The organism is Shewanella sp. 6_MG-2023, from assembly GCF_030547195.1.
Lineage (GTDB): Bacteria > Pseudomonadota > Gammaproteobacteria > Enterobacterales > Shewanellaceae > Shewanella.
In genome coordinates this window covers 56,763-81,420 of the sequence record NZ_JAUOQU010000025.1, presented here as the reverse complement: position 1 = coordinate 81,420, position 24,658 = coordinate 56,763, and the positions used below count along the sequence as shown (strand labels likewise).

General features: G+C 42.0%; 24 protein-coding genes. 10 read left to right on the top strand and 14 right to left on the bottom strand.

What is annotated here, in order from left to right:
- From Q4533_RS14770 to Q4533_RS14750, 5 genes are all read right to left on the bottom strand, one after another.
- A partial coding sequence (locus tag Q4533_RS14770; protein WP_303503075.1) for a hypothetical protein occupies positions 1–795 on the bottom strand: 795 nt, incomplete at its 3' end.
- Positions 796–811: 16 nt separating this feature from the next.
- Complete coding sequence (locus Q4533_RS14765) at positions 812–2,137, bottom strand: HlyD family type I secretion periplasmic adaptor subunit (protein WP_102475370.1); 1,326 nt, start codon at positions 2,135–2,137, stop codon at positions 812–814.
- A complete protein-coding gene (locus tag Q4533_RS14760; RefSeq protein WP_303503072.1) occupies positions 2,130–4,202 on the bottom strand; it encodes a peptidase domain-containing ABC transporter in 2,073 nt (690 codons plus the stop codon). Before Q4533_RS14760 ends, Q4533_RS14765 begins: the two co-directional genes overlap by 8 nt.
- Positions 4,199–5,881, bottom strand: a complete 1,683-nt coding sequence (locus Q4533_RS14755) for an ABC transporter transmembrane domain-containing protein (RefSeq protein WP_102531230.1) — start codon at positions 5,879–5,881, stop codon at positions 4,199–4,201. The genes Q4533_RS14760 and Q4533_RS14755 overlap by 4 nt, the downstream gene beginning before the upstream one ends.
- A gap of 349 nt (positions 5,882–6,230) precedes the next feature.
- Positions 6,231–6,950: an SDR family oxidoreductase gene (locus Q4533_RS14750; protein WP_102475367.1), complete on the bottom strand. Its 720-nt coding sequence runs from the start codon at positions 6,948–6,950 to the stop codon at positions 6,231–6,233.
- A 137-nt stretch (positions 6,951–7,087) separates the two neighbouring features.
- Here Q4533_RS14750 and Q4533_RS14745 point away from each other — a divergent pair, with 137 nt between their 5' ends.
- The gene (locus Q4533_RS14745) at positions 7,088–7,993 is read left to right on the top strand and encodes a LysR family transcriptional regulator (RefSeq protein WP_303503069.1); all 906 of its coding nucleotides are present in this window, start codon (positions 7,088–7,090) and stop codon (positions 7,991–7,993) included.
- Positions 7,994–8,115: 122 nt separating this feature from the next.
- Positions 8,116–9,306 (top strand): conjugal transfer protein TraF, encoded by a 1,191-nt coding sequence (locus Q4533_RS14740; protein WP_102436604.1) that lies wholly within the window; start codon positions 8,116–8,118, stop codon positions 9,304–9,306.
- Between the two features lie 61 nt (positions 9,307–9,367).
- Here the strand turns inward: Q4533_RS14740 and Q4533_RS14735 are convergent, their stop codons facing one another.
- Both Q4533_RS14735 and metJ read right to left on the bottom strand, forming a co-directional pair.
- Positions 9,368–10,108, bottom strand: coding sequence for a sulfite exporter TauE/SafE family protein (locus tag Q4533_RS14735; RefSeq protein WP_102475366.1), 741 nt, complete (start codon positions 10,106–10,108; stop codon positions 9,368–9,370).
- Positions 10,109–10,258: 150 nt separating this feature from the next.
- Positions 10,259–10,573 (bottom strand): met regulon transcriptional regulator MetJ, encoded by a 315-nt coding sequence (metJ, locus tag Q4533_RS14730; RefSeq protein WP_076538901.1) that lies wholly within the window; start codon positions 10,571–10,573, stop codon positions 10,259–10,261.
- A gap of 207 nt (positions 10,574–10,780) precedes the next feature.
- Here metJ and metB point away from each other — a divergent pair, with 207 nt between their 5' ends.
- From metB to Q4533_RS14700, 6 genes are all read left to right on the top strand, one after another.
- Positions 10,781–11,941 carry a cystathionine gamma-synthase gene (gene metB / locus Q4533_RS14725; RefSeq protein ID WP_303503067.1) on the top strand — a complete coding sequence of 387 codons (1,161 nt, stop codon included), beginning with the start codon at positions 10,781–10,783 and terminating at the stop codon, positions 11,939–11,941.
- A 62-nt stretch (positions 11,942–12,003) separates the two neighbouring features.
- Complete coding sequence (locus Q4533_RS14720; protein WP_102436610.1) at positions 12,004–14,397, top strand: bifunctional aspartate kinase/homoserine dehydrogenase II; 2,394 nt, start codon at positions 12,004–12,006, stop codon at positions 14,395–14,397.
- A 338-nt stretch (positions 14,398–14,735) separates the two neighbouring features.
- Positions 14,736–15,419: a c-type cytochrome gene (locus Q4533_RS14715; RefSeq protein WP_102436612.1), complete on the top strand. Its 684-nt coding sequence runs from the start codon at positions 14,736–14,738 to the stop codon at positions 15,417–15,419.
- Positions 15,420–15,428: 9 nt separating this feature from the next.
- Positions 15,429–16,472 carry a c-type cytochrome gene (locus tag Q4533_RS14710; protein WP_102436614.1) on the top strand — a complete coding sequence of 348 codons (1,044 nt, stop codon included), beginning with the start codon at positions 15,429–15,431 and terminating at the stop codon, positions 16,470–16,472.
- A gap of 112 nt (positions 16,473–16,584) precedes the next feature.
- A complete protein-coding gene (locus tag Q4533_RS14705) occupies positions 16,585–16,842 on the top strand; it encodes a cysteine-rich CWC family protein (protein ID WP_102531227.1) in 258 nt (85 codons plus the stop codon).
- Positions 16,843–17,145: 303 nt separating this feature from the next.
- Positions 17,146–18,513 carry a sodium:alanine symporter family protein gene (locus Q4533_RS14700; RefSeq protein WP_102436618.1) on the top strand — a complete coding sequence of 456 codons (1,368 nt, stop codon included), beginning with the start codon at positions 17,146–17,148 and terminating at the stop codon, positions 18,511–18,513.
- Positions 18,514–19,031: 518 nt separating this feature from the next.
- Here the strand turns inward: Q4533_RS14700 and Q4533_RS14695 are convergent.
- The 5 genes from Q4533_RS14695 to Q4533_RS14675 form a co-directional block, all read right to left on the bottom strand.
- On the bottom strand, positions 19,032–19,208 hold the full coding sequence (locus Q4533_RS14695; protein WP_198589379.1) for a PA3496 family putative envelope integrity protein: 177 nt from the start codon (positions 19,206–19,208) through the stop codon (positions 19,032–19,034).
- A 304-nt stretch (positions 19,209–19,512) separates the two neighbouring features.
- A complete protein-coding gene (locus Q4533_RS14690) occupies positions 19,513–20,202 on the bottom strand; it encodes a TorF family putative porin (protein ID WP_102436622.1) in 690 nt (229 codons plus the stop codon).
- A 289-nt stretch (positions 20,203–20,491) separates the two neighbouring features.
- Positions 20,492–20,764 (bottom strand): HU family DNA-binding protein, encoded by a 273-nt coding sequence (locus Q4533_RS14685; RefSeq protein WP_102436624.1) that lies wholly within the window; start codon positions 20,762–20,764, stop codon positions 20,492–20,494.
- Positions 20,765–21,005: 241 nt separating this feature from the next.
- The gene (locus tag Q4533_RS14680; RefSeq protein ID WP_102436626.1) at positions 21,006–21,803 is read right to left on the bottom strand and encodes a response regulator; all 798 of its coding nucleotides are present in this window, start codon (positions 21,801–21,803) and stop codon (positions 21,006–21,008) included.
- A gap of 87 nt (positions 21,804–21,890) precedes the next feature.
- Positions 21,891–22,277: a hypothetical protein gene (locus Q4533_RS14675; protein ID WP_303503065.1), complete on the bottom strand. Its 387-nt coding sequence runs from the start codon at positions 22,275–22,277 to the stop codon at positions 21,891–21,893.
- A gap of 103 nt (positions 22,278–22,380) precedes the next feature.
- On the opposite strand from Q4533_RS14675, the gene Q4533_RS14670 reads away from it, so the two are divergent.
- Entirely contained in the window at positions 22,381–22,890 is a 510-nt protein-coding gene (locus Q4533_RS14670) for a DUF4240 domain-containing protein (protein ID WP_102436630.1), read from the top strand.
- Between the two features lie 94 nt (positions 22,891–22,984).
- Here the strand turns inward: Q4533_RS14670 and Q4533_RS14665 are convergent, their stop codons facing one another.
- Positions 22,985–23,320: a hypothetical protein gene (locus Q4533_RS14665; protein WP_303503063.1), complete on the bottom strand. Its 336-nt coding sequence runs from the start codon at positions 23,318–23,320 to the stop codon at positions 22,985–22,987.
- Between the two features lie 357 nt (positions 23,321–23,677).
- Between Q4533_RS14665 and Q4533_RS14660 the strand changes: the two genes are divergently transcribed.
- On the top strand, positions 23,678–24,208 hold the full coding sequence (locus Q4533_RS14660; protein WP_102436634.1) for a DUF3016 domain-containing protein: 531 nt from the start codon (positions 23,678–23,680) through the stop codon (positions 24,206–24,208).
- 99 nt (positions 24,209–24,307) lie between these two features.
- On the opposite strand, the gene Q4533_RS14655 is transcribed toward Q4533_RS14660, so the two are convergent.
- Positions 24,308–24,619 (bottom strand): prephenate dehydrogenase, encoded by a 312-nt coding sequence (locus Q4533_RS14655; protein ID WP_076540628.1) that lies wholly within the window; start codon positions 24,617–24,619, stop codon positions 24,308–24,310.
- Positions 24,620–24,658: the final 39 nt, after the last annotated feature.

The window sequence follows — 24,658 nt, the reverse complement described above, 5'->3', positions numbered from 1 at the left end:
CCCTCTTTCTGTCGCTCTTCCCGTCCCCGGCCCTCGGGCTGGGGCTGTGGCTGTGGGTGTGCCAGTGCCAGTGCCAGTGCCAGTGCCAGTGCCAGTAGAGGGAGGGGTAATGTCAGGTGTTGGGGTACCTTTTAGTGTCTCAATCACTTCATGTGTTGCAGTTTGTGGTGTGATTACATTTGATACTGAATGAGATGATGAATTAATGGTAAAAGCAGTCTGAAAGTTTTGTTCAGGTAACGAAATTTGAGATGTTCTAAATTGGCTTATGTCTTGGGTTGTGACATTACCATTATGAAAATGTGCACCCGCTGCTAGTCCTGTTGTTTGAGTTGAACCTGTTTCTACAATAAGCTTATTTAATGGCTGCTGCTGACTCGGTTCTATCGGGTTGCTATCAGCGATTTGACTGGCATTTTTAAGTGTTGAGCTTGTTAACTGTTGTGGCGTTGTGGATGTTTTTAAAACGTCTTGCTGAGTAGCTTCTGGATTAGCTTCTGGATTAGCTTCTGGATTAGCTTCTGGATTAGTAGCTGCATGAGTAAAATCTGCTTCAGTTGCTTTATCATCCTCAGATGCATTCGCTATATTCGTCTGCCAAGACTTGTCAGCTACCAGATCATTTTGTCTATTTGGGGTTATGTTCCCCGTATCTCGAGATTCTTTTGCCCGCAACTTTTTAGCATCATTATCAATTTTCTTTATTGCTTGCTGGATTTTATTTTCGGGCAGATCCTTTTTGAGTTTATTTTTTTCATTTGGCTTATTTTTATTATCTTTATTATCCGTGATCATGGGATGCTCCTACCATTTATCTTTCGCCAAATGCTTCGTTAATGTTGGTGAACACTGGTTTCCATAAGTACTGGAAGACACTTTTTTCACCTGTCACAATATCTGCTTCGCCAGTCATTCCAGGAATTAATGCAAAACTATCGGGATTATCCAAAAAGTAGGGCTTATCAATGGCAAGCTGCACTTTATAAAATACACCGCCTTTTTCATCTTTATCTGTGCTTGGTGAAATACGTTTTACGATTCCATCTAACGCGCCATAACGGCTGTAATCAAACGCATCGATTTTGATTCTTGCTGATTGACCAACATGGACAAAGCCGATATCTCTTGGTGACAGCTTAATTTCCATCATACCCGTTTTGGTCATGGGAACAATTACAGCCACAGTCCCACCTGGTTGAATGACGCTGCCAGTTGAAGATGTTGGGATTGATTGAATGATGCCGTCAACAGGCGCGGTTACGGTGTTTTGAGATACCAGTGAGCTGGATGATTTAAGCCTTGCTGTGACACCTAATAATTCAGCTTGGGTGTCAGTACGTTTTTCACCGACTTCTTTTAATAATGAAGCCTGTCTTTGTTTGAGTTGTTGCTGCAGATTTAGCAGGTTCTTGGTGAGAACTTGTTGTTTGCTTTCCATCGCCTTTAGCTCTCGCATGTAAGAATCAAGCTTTTGCTGTGATTCTAAAATGCGTAACTTTGAAACGGCTTGCTCTTCTGTTACTGACAACATCATTTTTAACGTTTGTTCTGCGGTTTGGATTTGATCGCTAAGGGGAGGTATTTCAGTTTTCAAACCATCCAATTCCGCTTGAGATTTGGCTATTTCAGATTCTGATAGCTGCTCAATTGCCACTCGTTCATCGATCATGCGATTAAGCGAAGACTGATGCAGCTTAACCAGTTGCGGGTACTCATAGGCGAACTCATCAAAATTGGCATCGCGAGCATCAATGAAGGCTTCGTAACGTTCAATTCGCATCATTAAGTTAGCACGTTTACTGGATAGTTCTTCCTCGGCTGACAAACTATCAATTGAGACAAAACTTGCCAAAATATCACCTTGCTTAACAACGTCACCTTCTTCAACTACCACAGAAGCAATAGTGCCACCAGCACGGCTTTGTATAACCTGCCTATGGCCTAACGGCACCACTTGGCCTTTGGATTTTGAAATTTCTTCTACGCTGGTAAAAACAGACCAAACCAACATGATTAAAATTGAGCCGGTGATCAATAAGATGATATTTCGAATTAATTTACGTTCAGCAGGGGCTTCTATTGCTTCTGCAAATTCATGTTCTGGCCAGACTCGATTAGCTAGTTGACGATTATCCATTGGTTGGAGACTCCTGCATGGCGGCGTTAGTGGCATCTGGCGTTTGAGGTGCTTGATCGGGAATTGGACCCGCATAAACCACAGCGCCTTTATCAAGAATAATGACTTTGTCAGCGTGTTTAATTAAATCTTGATCGTGACTAGTAAACAGTACGGTGGATTTACCTTTAAGGTTTAATAAGGTCTTTATCAACTGCTGTTTTGATTCTGGATTTCGGTGGGGTAATGGTTCATCAAGCAATAATAATGGCGATTGTTTTATCAGTGCGCGGGCAAGGTTGATGTAACTCCCTTCAATAGCGGAAAGCATAGCGTTATTCTCACCGAGTAAATCAATCGATAAGTCATTATTGATGCTATTAAAAAAGCTGGCCCCACCAGCGGCAATTATCGCGGTTTTAATTTCATCATCGGTTGCACCTGGTTTCGCTATCCGAATATTTTCAGCTAAAGTCCCTGGGAAAATATCAGGTTGTGATGGGCTATAAGCCACCCAATGCCTAAATATTTCAGTGTCATATTGTTTTAAATTTTTCCCATTCACGGTGACAAATCCGGCTTGTGCTTCCAACACGCCTAAGGCGCTCAGTAGCAAGGTTGATTTACCACAGGCATTGGGCCCTATAACGGCAACTAATTCACCGGGTTCTATGTCTACATTCACACCTGATAGTGCCGGCTCACCTTCAGCTTTATATCTCAGGGTTAAATGCTGAAATGAAATTGCTGGTGCTTGAGTATTATCAGGGGTGTCTAAACGTAATTCTGATTGTTCCGTTGTTGCCTGCATGAACCGATCAAACTGTTTTACGGCAACATCCATCATGGTGAATTTCTGTTGAGATGAAAATGCCAGTTGTGCAGGGCCTGTAATCCGCCAAATCATCATCACACAGGCAATTAATGCACCGGGGGAAATCGTTTGGTTTAGCACTAAAAATATTCCCGTAAACACTGTGATGAGTGCGGTGAATAAACTCAGTGAATGAGCAATGGCTGCATTTAGGCCATTTCGTTTAGCATAAAGAAAATTCTGACGACTGTTTTCACGGCATTGACGAATAAATTTTGTTTGCCAGCCTTCGGTGTCGCCAGCCGCCTTGAGTTGCAATAGGTTTTTAGCCAGCTCACTTAAGGCATTTTGATACTCGCCACTAATGGTGGGTGAAGCAGCTTGAACATAGCGGCTGACAACTTTCATCACCAAGTAATACAAGATCAACATGCCAATCGGCACTAACACTAACCATCCACTTAAAAACATAATCGCCAGCAGCGCAATAATAGTGAAAGGCAGGTCGACTAAGCCTCCACCACCAGGGCCAGATAAGAGCATTCTGACCTTCTCTGCATTACGCATTCTAGCGATATGATTTGAAATGCCGACGCGTGACAGTACCATTAACGGCATGTGTAATAGTCGATAAAAGGTTATCTGGGAAAGGTCTCTAGCAAATCGATTACTGGTGGTTGCAAGAATTTGTGCACGCGCTAAACGGGTCGATATTAATATACCAATCGCAAGCGCTCCACCTAAGGCTATGCTGGGGAGTATGGAGGGTGTTTGACCACCAATGACTCGGTCATATACAGCCATGGTAAACAGAGGTACAGCTAACCCTGTAATACTGGACAGTAAACTCAGCCAGAAAACGGGACGATACCATTTAGTTCTCTTACTCATGTGAGCGGCGAATGCTTGAACACTCTTTTTACTACGAGGTAAGGCATCAATAACAAATAAGTATGCATCATCTGTTAGCTGAGTCATATCGACCGTTTGCCAATGATTATTCTCTAGTTTTTCGAACTGATGTCCCTGTCTTCTTGCTATAAAGGCATTGTCTTTCGCTGGGACAACTAAGAAAGGGTAGATGGTTAAATGCAGGGTATTATCTGACGGTTTAATAACAGAGAAACCAATTTGGTGTTTTTTTAATAAGCGGGACACCGCGAGAGTATTGAGATCGTTTTCAGTGCCACTAGCCACGTTACTGGCTTGAGTGTAAAGACCTAATTGTTGTAACAGCTCAACTAGTAATGGTTTTAGTTCTAAAGTCTTCATAGGATCACCTCCTGTGAATCACTATTATCCACGTGCGGCGATTTATTAGTTTCTTTAGGCTGAGCATGTCCCTCAATTGTGACAACTTCATCACTAATTTTACCGATTTCAGGGTAGTGGGATGCCGCTACAATGGTCATTTGTTGTTTCAGTTGGGCCAATAAAGTGAGTAGTTTATTTTGGGCATCGGCATCAAGTGAAATCATCGGCTCATCCAATAGCAATATCGACGGTTTTTGGACTATCGCTCTGACTATTGCAATGAGTTTAATTGCCCCTTTATTTAGCATTTGGTTGTCATTTTCACCGACTGAAGTTTGATAACCATTGGGCAATTCGGCAATTTTAGCCGTTAAGCCTAAACTGTCAGCAATTGCCATTGCTTGTGGTTCATACTCTGCTCGGAACATGGTCATATTCTCAAGTAAACTACCTGCAAATAAGGTTGGCCAAGGGGCAACATAGTTAACGGACTGTCGAAACTCTTTACTATCGTGTGCATGAAGTAAAACCCCATCAATGGCGACTTCACCTGTACTTATCTTTTGAAATCCAGCAATGATACTGAGTAAGTGGCTAGCATGACTCAGGGGATTTGATTGCAGGGTAACTAAGGTTTTAGGGAGGATCTCTAAATTCAACTGTTGAATGACAGTGCCTAAATTACTGCTATCGACTTTTTGAAACCTAATAGGGCCGTTAGGGATTTTTTGTTGATAGATTTTTTCAGCACTAAACGCTTCGGCTGGAATGGCGGTCAAATCATCTACGTGTGACATCGCCGTTTTGGCACTCACAAGTCGAGAACGAAGGCTAATAATTGCACTTAATGGTGCGATGGCGCGACCCGCTAATATTGAACATGCAGCCAGTCCACCCGTTGTAAGCGAACCGTTAAGGACTTCTAAACAACCTAGCATCACTAATATTAGTGTTGTTCCTTGCGATGCTGCTTGGATGACTTCTTGTAACTTAGCTGATAACCAATCGACTTGTTGCTGTTGTGCTAGTCGCTGGTGGTTTATTTTATTATAAATACTGGCTAATCGGTCTTCTAAAGATAGGGCCTTGGCTGTGGTTAGCCCTGATAACACCAGTATCAACATTCGGGTTCGTTCAGCATCTGAAAGAGCGAGATCCTCAGTGGCTATGGCGAGTTTTTTGCCAATGACATAAACCAGAGCGCCAACAAGTACCCAGACGACTATCGGAATGAATACCAGCGGGCCACCAATATAGGCAACCAATGCAAGAAAAATGAGCACAAATGGAAAATCCATGAGTGCCACAATTGCTTGCCCTGAATAGAGCTCTCGCATACTCGCAATACTGGCTAAACCATTAGTAACTTTACCTGTTCCCATGGATTCAACATGGTGATAGTCCGCTTGCATGAGCTTGTTAACCACCTTGGTTGTGGTTTCTAATTCAAAATTGGCTGCTGATGCTGCAAGTAGCCAACTGCGGCCATATCTGAGTAATAATTCCAGTAAAATCGCAATCGCCACACCAGAAACAAGAATAGTGGCAGTACCATAACCTTGATTTGGCAGAATACGATCGTAGATTTGTAGCATGGTGAATGGCAGCGCAAGCGACAATAAATTGATAAATGTCGATGACAATAATAGCTCGGGAAAGGCTTTATTCCTGGAAAATAAACTGAAGTTTTCCTGCATACAAAAAATGTCCTTTTTATCGCAATGCGTAACGACTAAGCAATCAATAAACCAATGATTTAAGCGTAGCTTGTTTTAGTCAGTTTTCCTTACCTTAATCTAACTTAATTTAAATATTAAGCAATCAATATAACATCTTGGGGTTAAACTGATTTTTAATCAGATGCAGCGAGTTTGCTCGAAATGGCGGCATTATTACGAGGGATAAGAGAATGAGTTTGCATGAGGTACGCGTGGAGTATGTAAAGGGAGGCCGCTTATTAAAATTAATGCAAAGATAATAAAAAACCATGAGTAATAACTCATGGTTTTTAGCTGAAATGTAGACCTATCTAGACTTGATATATTCTTAAGGTTGTTGGCGAGTTGGCGCTAAGACAATTTCTCGTACACAAACATTTTGCGGCATTTCAAAGGCAAATACAGCCGCATCAGCAACTGCTGTAGGCTCGATAACGCCGCCCATGAACTCTTTCCATTCTTGGTAGCCGGCTTTAATATCTTCATCGGTTGTGTGGCTAAGCAGGGCCGTTTCAACAGCGCCTGGAGCGATAGTCACCATTCGCACATCATCCATCGCCACTTCTTCGCGGATATTTTCAGTTAGCGCATGCACAGCAAACTTACTGGCACAATATGCTGCATGGTTAGGGAATGTTTTACGACCCGCTATAGAGCTTACGTTGATAATAGTGCCTGTTTTACGGGCTTTCATATCAGCAAGCACAGCGTGAATACCATTAAGCACGCCCATCACATTGATGTTGAGCATTTGGCTCCACTGGGCAGGATCTTGTACATCTGCTTGACCAAGTAGCATTACGCCAGCGTTATTGACTAAACAGCCAACAGGGCCAAACTTTGCTTCAGCAGTCGCAATCGCTGTTTTCATCGCTGCAGCATCAGTAACATCAACGCTAACAGATAAGCTGTTGGGCAGGTTAAGTGCTTGCATTGGTTCAACGCGACGAGCAAGTAAAAGTAGTGGGTGACCTTTAGCGCTAAATGCATTCGCCATAGCGGCGCCAATACCTGATGATGCGCCAGTAATGACAACAAGTGATTTCATGATTTTTACCTCGTTCGTTAAGTTGTGTCCATTATAGGTAATGGCTCATTGTTGATATATAATCCACAAAGAACATCATTGTTTATACATGGCTCCTAATCGCTTGTTGATGACCACACACTAAAATAGACATTATTATGAACTTAGACATAAATTTGATTGATATCAGAGCCTTTGTGGTGATTGCTGAGCAAGGTAACTTTACTCAAGCTGCACAGGTTTTGGGCTGCTCACGCTCACATTTATCAAAGCAATTATTAAGTTTAGAAAAGTTTCTTGGTGTTAGCCTAATTATTAGAACCACCAGAACGCAGCGTTTGACTGAGCAAGGTGAAATGTTACTGACTCAATGCCAGCAAGCGTTGGTTCAGATCGATCAAATTGTTGCAATGACATTAGATAGCGCTGAAAAACTGCAGGGCAATATCCACATTAATTGCGTTGGCGGGGTGATTGGTGAAGATATTTTAGTGGCCTTGGTGAATGATTTTATTAAACAGTATCCTGAAATTACCATCGATCTTGATTTTAGTAGCCAGCGGGTTGATTTAATCGAGGGCCATTTTGATATTGTATTTCGCATGGGCGAACTGGCAGATTCAAGCTTGGTGGCCAGAAAGCTGATGGATATCGAAAACCGCACTTTAGTCGCCCCTGAATACTTAGCGAAATATGGTCAACCGCAGCATCCAAGCGAGCTTAATAATCACCTGTGTATTACTGGCTCGATCAGCCATTGGCGCTTTGGCCATAGGCAAGATGCTCAAGCTGTAGACGTTGCCATTAAGGGCGGTTTTAAGTGTAAAAATGGCCGCGCTATGAAAGCCAGCGCCTTAGCAGGAAATGGCATTGTGCGATTACCTTATTTATATTGCGCTAATGAAATTGCAGCGGGTCAATTAGTGAATGTGTTTAATGATTGGCATATTCCCGACACGCCTTTTTATATGCTTTACCATAAAGATAAATTCCAACCAGAAAGGCTGAAAAAATTTATTCAATTCACCATGGAAAATTTTAAGCGCTATCTACCTGATTCATAAAATAACATTTAAAAAACGGCTGATTAAATTCATCTATGCCGTAAAAGTCTAACGGGATTGAAGCCTATTTTTAATTTTTTCGACTATCTTTATTAGATAATTAAAAATGAAAATGGTGAATGATGAGATCCTTAGCGCTGCTATTGTTTTTACTGCTGTTTGCGATAAATACGCAAGCGGGTCAGCTTTATTTTGAAGCTCGCAGTGATAGCATGGGCGGTACAGGTGTAGCCTCATCTAGCCGTATCGGCGCAAGTTTTATTAATCCCGCTTTACTGGCTATTTACGCCCCAAAAACCAATGAGTTCTCCTTACTGTTACCGGTTGTGGCTGCTGAAGTGGATGATAGCGACAATATGCTTGATAAGTTTGACTCACTACAAGACAGTTTTGATGACTTAGAAACGGCCATAAACGGCAATGATACTGATGATATTGCTGGTTTTCGTGATGATTTAGTTATTAATTTAAATGCCCTCAACGGCACTAACGCCTCGGTATCAGCCGCAATTGGCGCAGCATTAGTATTGCCAACTCAAACCGTGCCAATGGCGCTATTTTACAAAAGTCATCTTGACGCTATGGGCGTTGCTGATATTGCTCAAGGTGATATTGATATGCTGACTAATCTCGATCCCGCCAACCCTCCTGCAGATCTCACTGACTTAGACTCTCAAGGCATTGTATTAGCCGCCGGAGTCACAGATTTTGGGGTGGCGTTAAGCTTTCCACTATCTATAGTTAACATGCCTGTAAAAGTTGGGATTTCACCTAAGTTTCAACGCATTGATACCTATCATTACAGTGCCAGTGCCAATAACTTTGATGTCGATGATTTTGATGATGATAAATATCGAAATGATGACAGCTTATTTAACCTTGATCTTGGGGTGGCTATTGAGCCAACAGAAAGCTTAACCTTAGGGCTGTCTGCTCGTAATTTATTCAGTAAAAAAATAACCACAGTTGAAGCTCAAGGACGGACATTTGAATACCAAATTGAGCCGTTAGTCACAGTGGGAGCTGCTTATGATTGGTCCAGAGTCACCTTAACCACGGATATTGATCTGGTGGAGCAAAGCCGTTTTAGCGAGTTTGATGCGGTGCAGTATTGGCGAGTGGGCGGTGAAGTTAAAGCCACTGACTGGCTGTTTTTACGCATGGGCTACCGCCATGACTTAAAAGATAATAGCGTAGATATTTACTCTTTCGGCACCGGCTTTGCCATCGGCCAAGCCTTTAAGCTGGATATGAGCGGCAGCTATGGTGATGATGCCATTGGCGCTGTGCTGCAAACTTCTTATCACTTTTAAGCGTTATCATTTTTAGCTGTCATCATTGTTGCATTTATATCTGCCACAAAAAGATGATCGACTAGCCTGCTGATAATTCAATTAACGACTTAAGGGTTAGCAATAATGCACTTAAGCTACATAACACCATAGTGGCGATGCGAGTCTTATTTTTATCAACCTTATTGGTTAGCTTTCCTGCGGCAATATTTCCGAGTATGACAGATGGCAATAGCATCAATGACAACCACAGATGCTTTTCTTCCACTAAGCCTGCAAGCATTAAAATAATCAGTGCGATCATTGAGCTGAAAACAAAAAAGATCGATAGCGCGGCTCTAAACTGCGGCGCATCTTTACCGGCTAATAAAATCGCTAATGGTGGCCCACCAATGGCGGCAATATTTCCAAATACCCCCGACAAGACACCTGCAATAAATAGCGAAAGCCGATTTACTGGCGCTGTGATCTTAAAAATACTCAGCAACACCGCTGCGCCGACAATAAAGGCAATGGCTAACCCCAGTACTGCTTGGGGGGCAAACAGTAATAAACCTGCGCCCATAAAGCCACCAGGTATTCGCCCCAGCAGCGCATATTGCAGCCCATTAAACTCCAGTTGAGTACGTTCACGCAATAAGGTCAATAAGGCGATGGAAAAACCCATCATAATCACAGGGGCTGGGACTAATTGTGGGTCGATGATATAGAGAAGTGGACTGGCAACAACCGCAAGCCCAAAACCGATAAGGCCTTGGGTTAATGCGCCTAGAAAAATGATAACCGATGCAAGCATCAAGGTCTGCGGATCGATAAATTCCATTGTCGACTCTTTAGGCGCAATACTGCAACTCACTCTCAGCTTGAGAGCTCGATGCGTTAAATGACGAGCAGTGTTTGATTAATTGAGCAGGCTTATGCTTTAGCGCAAGTACTTTAGCGCAAGTACTTCAGCGCTAGTCGCTAGCTTGACTTAATCAAGATCTTCCCACTCAATTCCCATGGCATCCATCAAAGCTTTTGCTTCAGATGGGATGCTATCAGGCCCTTCTTTTGATAAGTCACCGTCATTTGGCAGTGGTTGTCCAGTGTAGGCATGCAAAAATGCTTCACACAGTAGTTCACTATTGGTTGCATGACGTAAGTTATTAACCTGGCGGCGGGTACGTTCATCAGTCAATACTTTTAAAACTTTTAAAGGTATGGATACCGTGATTTTTTTAACTTGTTCATTTTTTTTGCCATGTTCGGCATATGGGCTGATATAGTCGCCATTCCATTCAGTCATTAACTCACCTTTATACGATAGATTCGTGGCAGATTTTAACCGCTAAATAATAACAGTCAAATTATTGCGGTTATTCTATAACGAATGGAAATAGATTTCTTTATGTTTAGACGTCTAAACGGCTGATTTGTATTGACGATGTGACTTAGCTTAGGTACATTTAGCCATCTAGACATCTCTTTAGTGTGTATTCTTTAGGAGTTTACAATGAGCAAACATCGCGCAGCTACGCTAGCAGTACGCCAAGGTATCGAGTCAGATACCCAATACGGCGCTGTAGTCCCGCCGATTTATCTATCAACAAACTATTCTTTTGATGGCCATAAAAACCCTAGAGAGTTTGATTATAGTCGTTCAGGAAACCCGACGCGCTGCGTGTTAGGTGAAGCCATTGCCAAACTTGAACATGGCGCTACTGGGGTGGTTACTTGTACCGGTATGGCTGCGATTACCTTGGTCACTAGTTTATTAGGCCCCGATGATTTACTGGTTGTGCCTCACGATTGTTATGGCGGTAGTTACCGTTTGTTCACAAATCTTGCCAACAAAGGCCAATTTAAATTACTGGTGATTGATCAAACAGATGAGCAAGCACTCAGTGATGCGATTGCTCAGAAACCTAAAATGGTGTGGTTAGAAACGCCGTCAAACCCATTATTACGTGTTGTTGATATCAAAGCTATTGCTGAGCAAAGCCATAAAGTCGATGCCTTAGTTGTGGTTGATAACACCTTTTTATCGCCAATTTTGCAACAGCCATTAGAGCTAGGCGCTGATATCGTCATGCATTCCACCACCAAATATATCAATGGTCATAGTGACGTTGTAGGTGGCGCTGTGGTGGCAAAAGACCCTGAACTGGGTGAGTTACTACACTGGTGGTCAAACACCTTAGGGCTAACAGGCTCGGCTTTTGATAGTTACCTAACCTTACGTGGCATTCGTACTTTAGCTGTACGTATTCGCGAGCATCAAAAAAATGCTGAGCAAGTTATTGACGTACTTCAGGCCAGCAATCTTGTCGAAAAAGTGTATTATCCAGGCTTAAAAGACCACCCAGGTCACGATATTGCAGCTAAGCAACAACAAGGCTTCGGCGCTATGTTAAGTTTCGAACTTAAAGGTGGTGAAGCAGAAGTGGTCGCCTTTTTAAATGCACTGTCTATTTTCAGTGTTGCTGAAAGCTTAGGCGGAGTGGAAAGCTTAGTTGCCGTACCTGCAACCATGACCCATAGAGCAATGGCGCCTGCAGCACGGTATGAAGCTGGCATTAAAGATACTTTACTGCGACTATCTGTCGGGATTGAAGATGCTGAAGACTTGGTTGCCGATATTGAAGTAGGCTTAGCTGCTGTCGCTGCGCTTTAAGTTAATCTCCCTTGGCTATATTCATGTAGTCAGGCTGGTATATGTTGTTTAAGGAGTGAAAAATGGCCCGCAGTCATTTACATAAATTTGGTGGTTCAAGTCTTGCTGATGCAGATTGCTATCGCCGCGTTGCCCATATTTTACTGACTCATGGCAACAGTGATGATTTAGTCGTTGTTTCAGCTGCGGGTAAAAGTACTAACTTTTTATATAAATTACTCTCCTTAAGAGAAAACGGTGACTTGTGGCAAGAAGAGCTACAAGTACTGGTGAGCTATCAGCAAAACCTGATTGAGCAACTTCTCTCAAACGAACAAGCGCGCGATTTACGTGAGCGCCTATCAACCGATAAATCGCAATTAGTCAGTTTATTGTCCCTTGAAGAGCGCAATGAATTTCAGCTCAATCATGTATTAAGCTTTGGTGAGCGTTGGTCAGCACGATTAATGGCAGCCTTATTAAGAGAGTCTGGCGTTGCTGCCGCGAATATTGATGCCTGCTCACTGCTGGTGGCTGATGAAGGGCCTGTGCCGAATATTCGTCTTGATGAGTCCCGCGAAAAAGTCCAAAAGCTGCTGGATGCTAATCCAAATACACGGTTAGTTATCACCGGCTTTATCTGCGCCAACAGTAAAGGGGATACATTATTACTTGGCCGCAATGGCTCAGATTACAGCGCCACCTTAATTGCCAGCTTAGCGGACATTGAACGAGTGACTATTTGGACCGATGTTGAAGGGGTATTTAACGCTGATCCGAATAAAATTAATGATGCCAAATTACTTGAAAGCATGTCACTTGCTGAAGCCGATCGTTTAGCTAAACTCGGCTCGCCAGTACTGCACAGCCGAACTTTACAGCCCTTATTTGATACTAATGTTAGTCTCGCGGTGCGCTCAAGTTACGCATCACATACTGACTTTACCCTTATTGCGCCCCAAAGTTCGTCAGCCAGCGCTCCAGTGGTTACCAGTTTAAATGAAGTGGTGCTGTTTCGCTTTAAGCAGCAAGCGCTAATTCAAACCACACTCAAATTACTTGAGCAAGCCGGTATTGCGCCGCTAGCATATTGGTGCTCTGCCCATCATAAAGTTGAACTGGCATTCACTGCTGAAAACCAAAAGCAGGTACAAGCGTTACTGGAGCTACATAGTCATGAGCTATTAATTAGTGATATCCATGCTCATACTGATTTAGGTTTAGTCGCTTTGGTTAGTGCTGATGCAGAGCACTACCGCCGCAGCTTTGCCCGATTATTAAGTCGCGATGCCAAACCCCTGTATCAAGATGGTTTGAGTTTAGTGACCTTAGTGCCTAAATCTCAGGTTAATTTACTCACCCAAAAAGTACACCGACGCTGCGCAGGCCCGCGATTGCGTATTGGGGTATTATTGCTTGGGGTCGGTAATATTGGTGAAGCCTGGATTGATTTATTTCAGCGCTCATCCACCATGCTTAACCGTGAACTAGAAGCCAATGTGCAACTTGTGGGTTTAGTGAGTTCAAAAGAGGCGCTCATTTGCCAGCAAGGAATAGATGCCAATAACTGGCAAGATGACTTTGATACCACAGCAACAACATGGGACTACCCTAGTTTATTTGAGCAGCTTGAGCTGCTCGACTGCGATGAGCTGGTGGCCTTGGATATCAGTGCTAGCGCCAGCTTAACCTTACAATACCCAGAGTTTTTCGCTCGAGGGATTCATATGGTGAGCGCCAATAAACTTGCAGGCTCAGGGCCGTTACCTTTTTACCGTGAGCTTAAGCAGCAGCTAAGTAACCGGCGTTTATTTTGGCGTTACAATGCCAGTTGCGGCGCTGGCTTACCAGTACAGCATGCCCTAAACGATTTACGCAATAGTGGCGACAATATCGAAGCTGTTGGCGGTATTTTTTCAGGTACTTTATGTTGGCTGTTTGAGCATTACGATGGGCAAAAATCTTTTTCTGAACTCGTGGTTGAAGCCCGCGGATTAGGCATTACAGAGCCAGATCCTCGAGATGATTTATCTGGCCGAGATATGCAGCGAAAGTTACTTATTCTGGCCCGTGAAATTGGCTTTGAGATTGAGCTTGATGCCATTGAATTAAATTCATTAGTGCCAGCTGAATTAGCCGACTTGTCGTTAGATGACTTTTTAGCGCGCATTGGCGAGTTAGATGAGTTTATGTTGCAGCAATATAGTGCAGCCTTTGAGCAAAATAAAGTCTTAAGGTATGTGGCATCTTTAGATAAAGTCGATGGCAAAATGCATGCTGAAGTAGGCATTCAATGGGTCGACTCGAACCATCCCTATGCCAGTTTAACCCCTGGAGATAATGTGTTTGTCATCCGCAGCACTTTTTATCAGGGCAATCCGTTAATTATTCGCGGCCCAGGTGCTGGCCGAGAAGTTACCGCAGCAGCTGTGCAGTCTGACTTAGTACAAATCTGTAAGGATTTACTGCAGGAGTGATCCTTAAGCGCGAGTTAAACGACGATTAACTTGGTTGAAAGATTAACTTTAAAGGCCTATTCCCTAACGGAATAGGCCTTTTTTATTGTCATAAAATAGCGCTAAAAGCATAAGCTCAGAGTTAACTTCACTCCCAGTCGATTTGCTGATGATTAATCGACAACGACCTTTTCATTATCAGTCTTTAGCCTGCAAATGTTCGCTGTCTGTTCTTTGGTAAGCGTATTTGGGTTACTTTTTCTTTGGTGGAGAGTATTCAATTAAGTCACATAAAGTGGATCTGATGGACTACATTTATTATTCCAGTAGCTAAACATCATCCAAGGAGAGGGCGGTATATGAAATTCCTTTTACAAGTCATCACGATAATAGCAATAGGGGCAAGTCGTAACTTGGCTATTGCCGATATTCCTGCTCAATCTCCCAAAGAGTTATTGCAAACCGTACCCACACAGGCGCAAGTTTGTTTAACTTGCCATGGTGTTAATGGTGAGGGTTTAGGTGTTATAGGGCCTAGGTTGGCGGGTTTATCCAGTGAGTATATCGCCTCGCAGCTGGTTAATTTTCAAATGGGTAATCGACAAAGTCCCACAATGTCGGCGATGGCTGCGACAGTACAAGGTGATGCTATCCAAGTCGTTGCTGATTTCTTTGCCGCTAAAACAGTAGCTGAGATCCCATTGCAATACCGCGGTGACAAGGTTGTGATAACTGATACGGCGGAAAAATTGGCTTATCAGGGAGATTGGGGCCGCGATATACCTGCCTGTACTAGCTGTCATGGACCTTCAGGCATTGGCGCAGCCAACTTCCCTCGACTTGCAGGCCAAGAACCTAGCTATTTAAAAAACCAACTATTGGCTTGGCAAAATGGTACTAGAAAAGGTGATGTCGATAATATGATGGCTAATATTGCCGCTAAGCTGACTGCTGATGAAATTGACGCATTGTCAGCGTACTTTTCAGCTTTAAAACCTCTGGTTCAAAATGCTGCTGCTCAACAGCCTTTGGCACAAAAATAAGGACATACCATGAAACTGTTTAATTATTTAGTCGCAGGTGTGTTTATCAGTTCAGTTAGCGCTGCAGAATTACCCGATAGGCAAGCTCAGATCCCCGCTATAGCAAAAGATCCCGCAGCGCAGTATCTGCAACCTAGCGATTTATCAGCTATTCCAGAGGGTGAGTTTGGCGACAAAGTACGTTTGGGCTATCAGATATTTGTTAATACTCAGCAATTAAGAGATAAATATGTCGGCAATGAGCTTAATTGCGTTAATTGTCATATGAACGCAGGTAATAAAGCCAATGCTTCACCGCTATGGGCTGCCTATATGGCTTATCCCGCTTATCGAAAGAAAAATGACAAAGTGAATAGCTACCAGGAACGGATTCAAGGTTGCTTTACTTATTCAATGAATGGTACAGCCCCCGCATCAGGCAGTAAGGAACTTGTGGCTATCTCAGCTTATTCTTATTGGCTAGCCATGAGCGGTTTACTGAATCAATTTAATCTCGATAGCAAAGTAGCAGAGTTGAGTGATGTAGAACTGGTAAAAGGTGGCAATAGAGAAGAGTTCCCAATTCCAGCTGCAGTGAAAGCTAAATGGGATCAAAAAGCCTTAACTTCACTTGCTGGCCGAGGTTTTCCCAAGTTAGAAGCGCCAGAACAAGCTTATTCAACTGAGCGAGGCGAAATAGTTTATCAAACCCATTGTCAGGCTTGTCATGGCGTTGATGGTCAAGGCATTAAAATGGCTAATGTGAGCGCTTTACCGCCATTATGGGGGCCGCAAAGCTACAACTGGGGCGCAGGGATGCATAGAGTGAACACTGCAGCTAATTTTATCTATGAGAATATGCCGCTGGGTAAAAGTATTCAGCTAACAGTGCAGCAGGCTTGGGATGTGGCAGCTTTTGTTAATGCCCATGAAAGGCCGCAAGATCCGCGTTTTAAAGGAGACCTGCCACAAACCCAAAAAAGTTATCATCAACATGATGGCTTTTATGGCAAGCAGCAGCTTGGTAATGTTTTAGGCGCCGAAGCTTATCCAAATTTTCCTGTTAATAAGTAGGACTTTAACCAGTTTCAAGCTTATGCTTTTAAGCTACAATCGTTAAGGCATAGCCTTATCTCATAAAGCATTTTATGGAAATTAAACCAGTTAACGAAACAAAGTGAACCAGATGAAAGATGTAGAAATATATTCACCAAACCAAGCAAATGAACCATTAGTATCTGAGGCACAAGACGCGATTTTTGAGCCATTAGCGTGCCCCGTTTGCCAGCAGGTTAATCAATGCGCGGTTAGTGCGGGTAAACCGATTGAAGACTGCTGGTGTTTAAGCGCTTCAGCTAAAGCTGTGATCAGTGACAAGCTGCGCACAGAGTTAAAGGGCAAAGCCTGCGTCTGTCAAAGCTGCTATCAAAAACTGTCCCAGTGAAGGCCTTAATGACTGCTTATTCAGGGTGTTTAGGCTAGGTTGTAATGGTTCAATAAGATTTAAGCGCTAATTTAGTTAGCGCTTTTTTTATAATTAAATTAATTTAATTGGCTGATAAAAAACTGTTATTTGCTGATTTGTTCGGTTTGAATCGTACCGATGTTTCCAATTTAGTGCCAATGAAGGTAATCTGAAATTCACGCACTGATGTATTAGTAGTGTGAACGCAGTAACCGTAAAAATAACGTTTAGTGATAACGATTAATAATAACTATAAATATTTAACTCATTATGAGGTTTTCAATGGAAGGATTAACGGCATTTATTAATGCAGTAAACAGCATCGTTTGGGGCGTACCCATGTTGGTGATGATTTTAGGAGTGGGATTATTTTTATCTATCGGATTAAAATTAATGCCAATCCTAAAATTAGGCACTGGTTTTAAACTGCTGTGGTCGGGTCGAGCAACCGACAGTGATAGCACTGATAAAGGTGAAATTAGTCCTTTTAATGCGCTAATGACATCGCTCTCAGCCACCATAGGAACAGGTAATATTGCTGGTGTGGCTACCGCTATTTTTATTGGTGGGCCAGGGGCATTATTTTGGATGTGGTGCACCGCATTAGTGGGTATGGCGACCAAATTTGCCGAAGCGGTATTGGCAGTTAAGTATCGTGAAAAAGACAGTAATGGCAATCACGTCGGTGGACCGATGTATTACATTAAAAATGGCTTAGGCAGCAAATGGGCCTGGTTAGGGACAGCGTTTGCGATACTGGGCTCTATTGCCGGTTTTGGGATCGGTAATACCGTGCAAACTAACTCAGTGGCAGATGCCATGAGTGCTAACTTTGGCGTGCCGAGCTGGGTTACTGGTTTAGTCTTAATGGTACTCGTCGGTGCAGTACTCATGGGCGGTATTAAACGTATTGCAGAAGTTGCTGGTAAACTCGTGCCGTTAATGACCCTGTTTTATATTGCCGCGGGTTTAGCTGTTTTAGTGGTATATGCAGACCAAATTCCTGCAGCATTTGAATTAATTATTCACAGTGCGTTTAACCCAGTTGCTGCTCAAGGCGGTTTTGCTGGCGCAGCTGTTTGGGCTGCGATTCGTTTTGGTGTCGCCCGTGGTGTGTTCTCCAATGAAGCGGGCTTAGGTAGTGCGCCCATTGCTCACGCTGCAGCGCAAACCAATGATCCGGTAAAGCAAGGCTTAGTGGCCATGCTAGGTACATTCATTGATACCATCATTGTGTGCTCTATTACTGGTTTAGCGATTATTGTTTCCGGTGCTTGGACATCAGGTGAGAACGGCGCAGCACTAACTTCATATGCATTTTCACATGCACTGCCCATGGGTAATTATATTGTGGCGGTAGCACTTGCTGTGTTTGCCTTCACGACTATTCTAGGGTGGAGTTTTTATAGTGAGAAGTGTGTTCAATACTTGCTTGGCGATAAAGCGGTAAAACCATTTCGTTTAATATGGACCCTTGTGGTACCCATAGGCGCCGTGAGTTCATTAGAGTTTATTTGGCTGTTGGCTGACACGCTTAATGCAATGATGGCCATTCCTAACTTAATTGCGCTAGTCCTATTAAGTCCTGTGGTCTTTGGTTTAACCCGAGAGTATTTTGCCAAGCAAAAAGCTAAGGCATTAGAGAGCTAATAACGCTGTTGATGAATGATGAAGGCATACACGGGGAGTGTATGCCTTTACTGAGAAGGAATATTATCGATGAAACTTTCAAACCAAATATTTCCATTGAGTTTTTTGCTTATGGCTCGTCGGTGGCTGTAATGGTATCTCTATAAGAACCAATGCTGATAAATATATTACTAATCAAGCGATTGCCTCAACGGTTGAAATCTATCAGCCTAGTGAATTGTATAACCATGACAATGAACCGCTAGGTGAGGTGGTGACGACTTATTGCGCTAACAAACCTGAAGTAATAGAGGTTGGTTTCACCAGTATCAGCATGCTGAAAAAAGAATTAAAAGTGCAAACCCAACAAAGGGGTGGTAATGCACTCATTATCACAGACTGCGGCAAAAAGATTTACCCAGCCTGTTCAATTTATTTAGAGTGCAATGGTCTTGCATACTTATTAAAGTCTTAATCTTAAAGTGAAGCTTTAAGCTTATAAAAACTATTGGCCTGATGAGCCCGGACAAGGAACTGGGTTAAAAGAAGTCATCTTCCCCTAAGCTTTTTCGCAATTCAGCTTGTTCTAGATAATCATCTAAGCGGCGTTTAACCTGCCTTTTACGTTCAATAATTTCAGCGGAGCGTTGATTTTTTGGTGAAACCATTGCCTCGATTTCAGTATCATTTGGGATAGTCTCAGTAATATTAGCCATCACTTTATCCTCACATGGGTGGTACTCGTAAAGCATAATTAATGGCTTTACATAAACGGTAATCACAGCCTGAACGGCTTGAAACCGTGAGCACAATATTGCTACTTTATTGCTGAGCAATAATTTGCTAGGCAGCAGAAAAATAACCTCATAATTTGAATGTAGCAGCTAATAAAAAAAATGCGCACTTCTGTGGTGAGGATTTTGAGGCTCAGAGCAATAAAAAACGCCACCCTAAGGTGACGTTTTTTGATTTTTTAATAATTTAGATTAAATAGCTAACATCATTTAATACTTTTGATGGTTATAGATCGAAGCTATATGAGTAACCAAGAACAATTTTAGCATCATCATCTTCTAAATCAGTATCTGTTGCCATGAACGAGATAGTACCGAAATCAGTATCAGTGCTTAGTGATACGTTGTACTCAGAATAGCTATCAGTGCCGTACCAGCTGGTGATTACATCACCGTTTGAGTAACCATAATGGAAACCCAGTGACACTTTTTCAGTTAATGGGAAAGTCAGGTTAGCTTGAGCATACATCATATCTTTTGAATCTAATGGGCTTTCAGCAATATCATCACCGCCATTGACTGTGTAAGAGTATGCGACATCTAACCATTTCCACGCGAGACCAACTGTTACTTCACCAAAATCAACACTGCCCGGTGAATCTGGGTAAGCGTAATAAAGGTAGTTAATGTCGTAGCTTAAGTCTTCTGTAATGTCACCACCGAAACCGGCATACACATCAAGCTCATAAGAGGTGCCGTCACCAAAATCTACATTTGATGCCCAACCACCGACATAGAAACCTGACTCATGGCCATAATCAATGCCCCCCTGAACCGCAGCACCACTAGTTTGTGACACACCACGCCAAATATAGTCTGACGTCGCGCCAATATTACCCGTGACTTCAGCTAAAGCTGTAGTGCTTAAAAGTAAACCTGTTGATAGCGCAATAGCTTGATACAGAGATTTTTTCATTTTCATTCCCTCAAAGTTTTATTATTCAATTAGCATCTTGCATAAAGTCGGGTCGACGCTAAATGTTGTTTTATCTGAGGTACGTGTTGCTAATGATGTGCCATGTTTATAAAGTTAAATTAATCAATAGCTTAAAAATTACTGCACATTTATGTTGCATTTATGTTGCCACTCAATGATGCGTAGTTGCACTTTAATTGTGCAGTTTAAGTGTTGTTTTTACTTATTTATGCAAAAAAAAGACATAAAAAAACCTCCAAAAAAGGAGGTTTTATCGTTTTAGCGGTTTTTAGTTAACACTATTTTTTAGCGTTTTACCTGCTTTAAACTTAGGTACTGTTGCTTCAGCAATTTGGATCTCTTGGCCGGTTTGTGGGTTACGACCTGTACGTGCAGCACGAACTGATGTTTCGAAAGAACCAAAACCTACGATAGAAATCTTGTCGCCGTTTTTCATGGCTTCAGTTACCGCTTCTTCAAAAGACTTTAGTGCACGACCCGCTTCAGCTTTTGTTAACTCAGCATTTTCTGCAATTTTTGCAATTAATTCACTTTTGTTCATGTTGTATTCTCTGCTTTCCATAGATGTATTTATTTAGAACTAGATTAACATGCCATAAGCCATAAGGCTTTGAAAGCATTTTATCTGATAAATGTGCTGCTATATTGCTAATAAGTAACTTTTTAGTGATCTAGTTAGCTTAAACTCGGCTGAGTGAATTAACTGCTTCTGCCGTTTTTATCAAGTTTATTGATTTGTTGCTGCTCATTTTGAACTTTGGCCTACAAAAATTTGTTAGCTATCAATCTTCTAACAGTTGATACAGGAGTTGCTTCACTAACTTAGGTTCAAAGGGTTTATCACATAGCGCATTAACACCTGCGCTTGATACGTTGCTTAGGTGGGTATCGTTAGCTTCTGATGACACCATCAAAATCGGCACATGAGACTGCTGGCTTTGGTGGCGTATATATTGGGTCAATGCCAGTCCATCAACACTTGGCATATTGTAATCGGTGATTACTAAATCAAACATTTGCTGTTGCATTAATTCGATAGCTTCAGCGCCATCAGTTGCCTCGCTTATCATCCGAATACCTAAATTAGTAATAGTTCGTTTGATAATGTTTCGCGCCATGCGGCTATCATCAACCACTAAAGTGCGAATATCCTGAACATCAAAATGGCTTAGGTCCAGTTCGTCATTACTGATTAAATCAATAGTGGAATTCAGTGCTGTGGCCAAATGATCGGCATCGAAAGGCTTAGGTAAAATCGCGACGGCTCCAGATTGCCTAAATATTTCCAGTTGCTCACGGCGACATTCACTGGATACCAACATAAATTGAATATCTTGATAGTCAGAGTTTTGTTTAATAAAACTGAGTAGTTCAGTCGCTTCACCGTCAGTAAAGTGTAAAGCGCTGACAATAAGATCTGGCGTGTGTCGAACAATAATCTCTTTAGCTTGAGCAAGATTAGCGGCGGTTTGTATGCTATGTACGCCTTCTTGTTGCAGGCGTGAAATAATTATTTTTCTCTGAACATCAGATGGTTCAACTAGCAAAATGGATAATTCACTGGGCGATAAATGGCTCATTATATAGCTTCTTATTATTCGATCTGAGTTTTATGGGCGCATGTTAACTTATGCTAAGGGATGAATATAGTCAGCAGGGCGCCTTTGTTAACTTTTGGGCTTCAAATAAATCGTTGTTTCTTTACAAAATGCCACCCAGTATTGAAACACCAGCAGTGAAAATAGTACCGCAGCAATGGCAGGAATAGGGATATTAAAGCCATTGAACACCACTTTTACATCTTCAGGAGTGATTTGATAGGCGATAATAGCAGTGGTAGACAGTGCTAATATCGCTAAGGTTTGAATGGCTAAATATACCTTTAAGGCAATGCTGGCCCAGTGTGTTCGCATTAATAAGCCAACCAACACAGGGATAACGCCGATACTGAATAAATCTATACTTTGAATGCTATAAGAGCGCCAAAGGGCCACAATAGACAGTAACACGTACAATGCAATTAATAGGGTTAATCTTAACGGTGGTTTATTCATAGTATTATTATCATTATTGGAACTATGTGAGTGGTCATGTGGTGTAGAATAGCGTGAGTAGAGATAGTTTGTGAAAACGTTTTTTAAGAAATTAGGATAAGTAATGACTGAGGCGGAATTTTGGTCTTTGGTGACCCGTAGCCATCCTGAGCAATCAGAGCAAGCGTGCCATGATCAATTAGTGGAAAAATTGTCGGCGCTCGATGATGCTGACTTAGCGGCTTTTGATAAGATATTTGGCCAACAAATGCGCCGCAGTTACCGCTGGGATATTTGGGGCGCAGCTTACATTGTTACTGGCTGTGATTCAGATTATGGCTTTGTGGAGTTTCGAGGGTTTATTTTATCCTTAGGTGAGACCTGGTATAACAAGATTATTGCTAACCCCGACTGTTTGGGCGAGCTTGAGTTATGGCCAACAAAAGATGACTATGCTTATCCCTTTATTGAAGATTATGATTTGATTGCCGGAAAAATCTATGAAGACCGCTGCGGTGAAGAGCTGCCTTTTGTACCCTCTGGTCAGCATACTCCTCAAGGTAAAAAGTTCAGTACCAAGAAAAAAGATCTCCGTAAAAACTATCCTTTATTAAGCCAGCGTTTTCCATTTTAAATATCGCTGAAAGTTAATTAAGCATCCACAAAAAATGCAGCTTTATAGCTGCATTTTTAGTGTAATCGAGATGTAAGCCTGTCAATCGGCAGACTTAGCTACTGCAAGTTTCTGATTGAATATCAAACTCTAAACCGTATTTAGCGCAGGCTTGAGTCATAAACTTGTGTGCAGCGGTTTGTAACTGCTGATCAAGGTTTTTCTCTAATTCAGCATTAAACTCTTGCTCAGCGACTTGTATATGCTGGTTCATTAACTGCTGGTGTTGTTTTATCGCTTCGGCGCCTTTTGAATCGATATCAAATTGATGGGCAAAGCTTGAAGATGACACCAGCATGGCGATAAAAACTGTCGCTGCGAGAGCGATAGGCTTAATCATCTTATTGCTGGTAGTTGTGCCGATTGCTGTATTGGTTTCGATGTTATTCATATTAACTCCAGTATTGATACGTTAATTGCTATTAGCGCTGAATCCTTGAGCGATATATATGTCCAAATTTTATTCGTTGGTCAGTCTTTCGCGATATTCACCTTGATATTGTTAAGGGAAATAAGGCGCTAGTACTTGTTGAGAGACACATTAACCTATTTTTACTGAATGATTACTGAACAGTTAGTTTGTTATTTGAGCAGATTTTGGGTTGGTCGGTATTAATCTCTATCAAATGTTGTTTCAGCAAGTATTGCTAGAGTAGGTTAAGCTTATATTCAGGTAACTGCTTGTATAATCCGACAAGTATAGAATTGTTGATTTTTTAAACACTAGGTTCATAGCTAGGGGAAAATGATGAAAATGAAATATTTACTATTAGCAGGTGCATTGGTATGTAATGTTGCTGCAGCTAAGGACGAAGTCGTGGTCAACCCAGTGACTGAAGACGGTGTGGTTAAAATTCAATGGCAAGAACCTAAAAAGTACCGAGATTTAAAAACGGCCAATGAAGTGAAATCTCGTTTTCAGCAGCGCTTTTTCGACACTATGACTAAAAATATCAACAAAGAAGCTGAAAAGATTTTAAAACCAGAGCAGAAACTTGAGATGGTGGTTTCTGATGTGGATTTAGCCGGTGATCTGCGGCCAACATTTGGCGCGACCTCCGCTAGTGAACTGCGGATTGTAAAAGACTTATACCCACCACGTATGACCTTTAGCTACAGCATCACTGAAGGTGAGCAAGTGATTATGGCCGGTGATGAAAAGTTAGTTGATATGAACTTTATGTATGGCACCCATTCAACCCGTAATCAAAAGCCGTTTGAGTATGAGACTAAAATGCTTGAAGATTGGTTAAAGAAAACCGTAGCACCTAAGTTATAAATATCTATGATTCAGTAGTTTATGTTATATTTAAAATCTAAAGCGGCTTATTGATAAGCCGCTTTTTTGTGCCTAAACATCACTAAGTGCTGGTGTCAGCTATTTGGTGTTCTGTTTGAATAAGTGCAAGGTTTGCAGCAAAGCACCGAGCTTTTTCACATAAGCCTCTAAGGTTTCAGGCGGAATATGTCTGAGTTCTTGGATCTCATCTAACTCGTCAGCTAATTCTTGTACATAAGGCAAGAAGCGGTTACTACTTTGGCTAAAGCCTTGTTCTTCGGTAAAAATTGCTACAAACTTACCGTGGCCGACTTGGTGTAATTCATCGAGTCTTTTATCGGCATCAATGGCTTGACGGTATCCTGTTTGCAGGCTTTCTTTTATTTGCTGGATAACTTTGGTATACGGCATGATAGCCTCATTCAACATCTTCAAATTAAGCTAAATTAT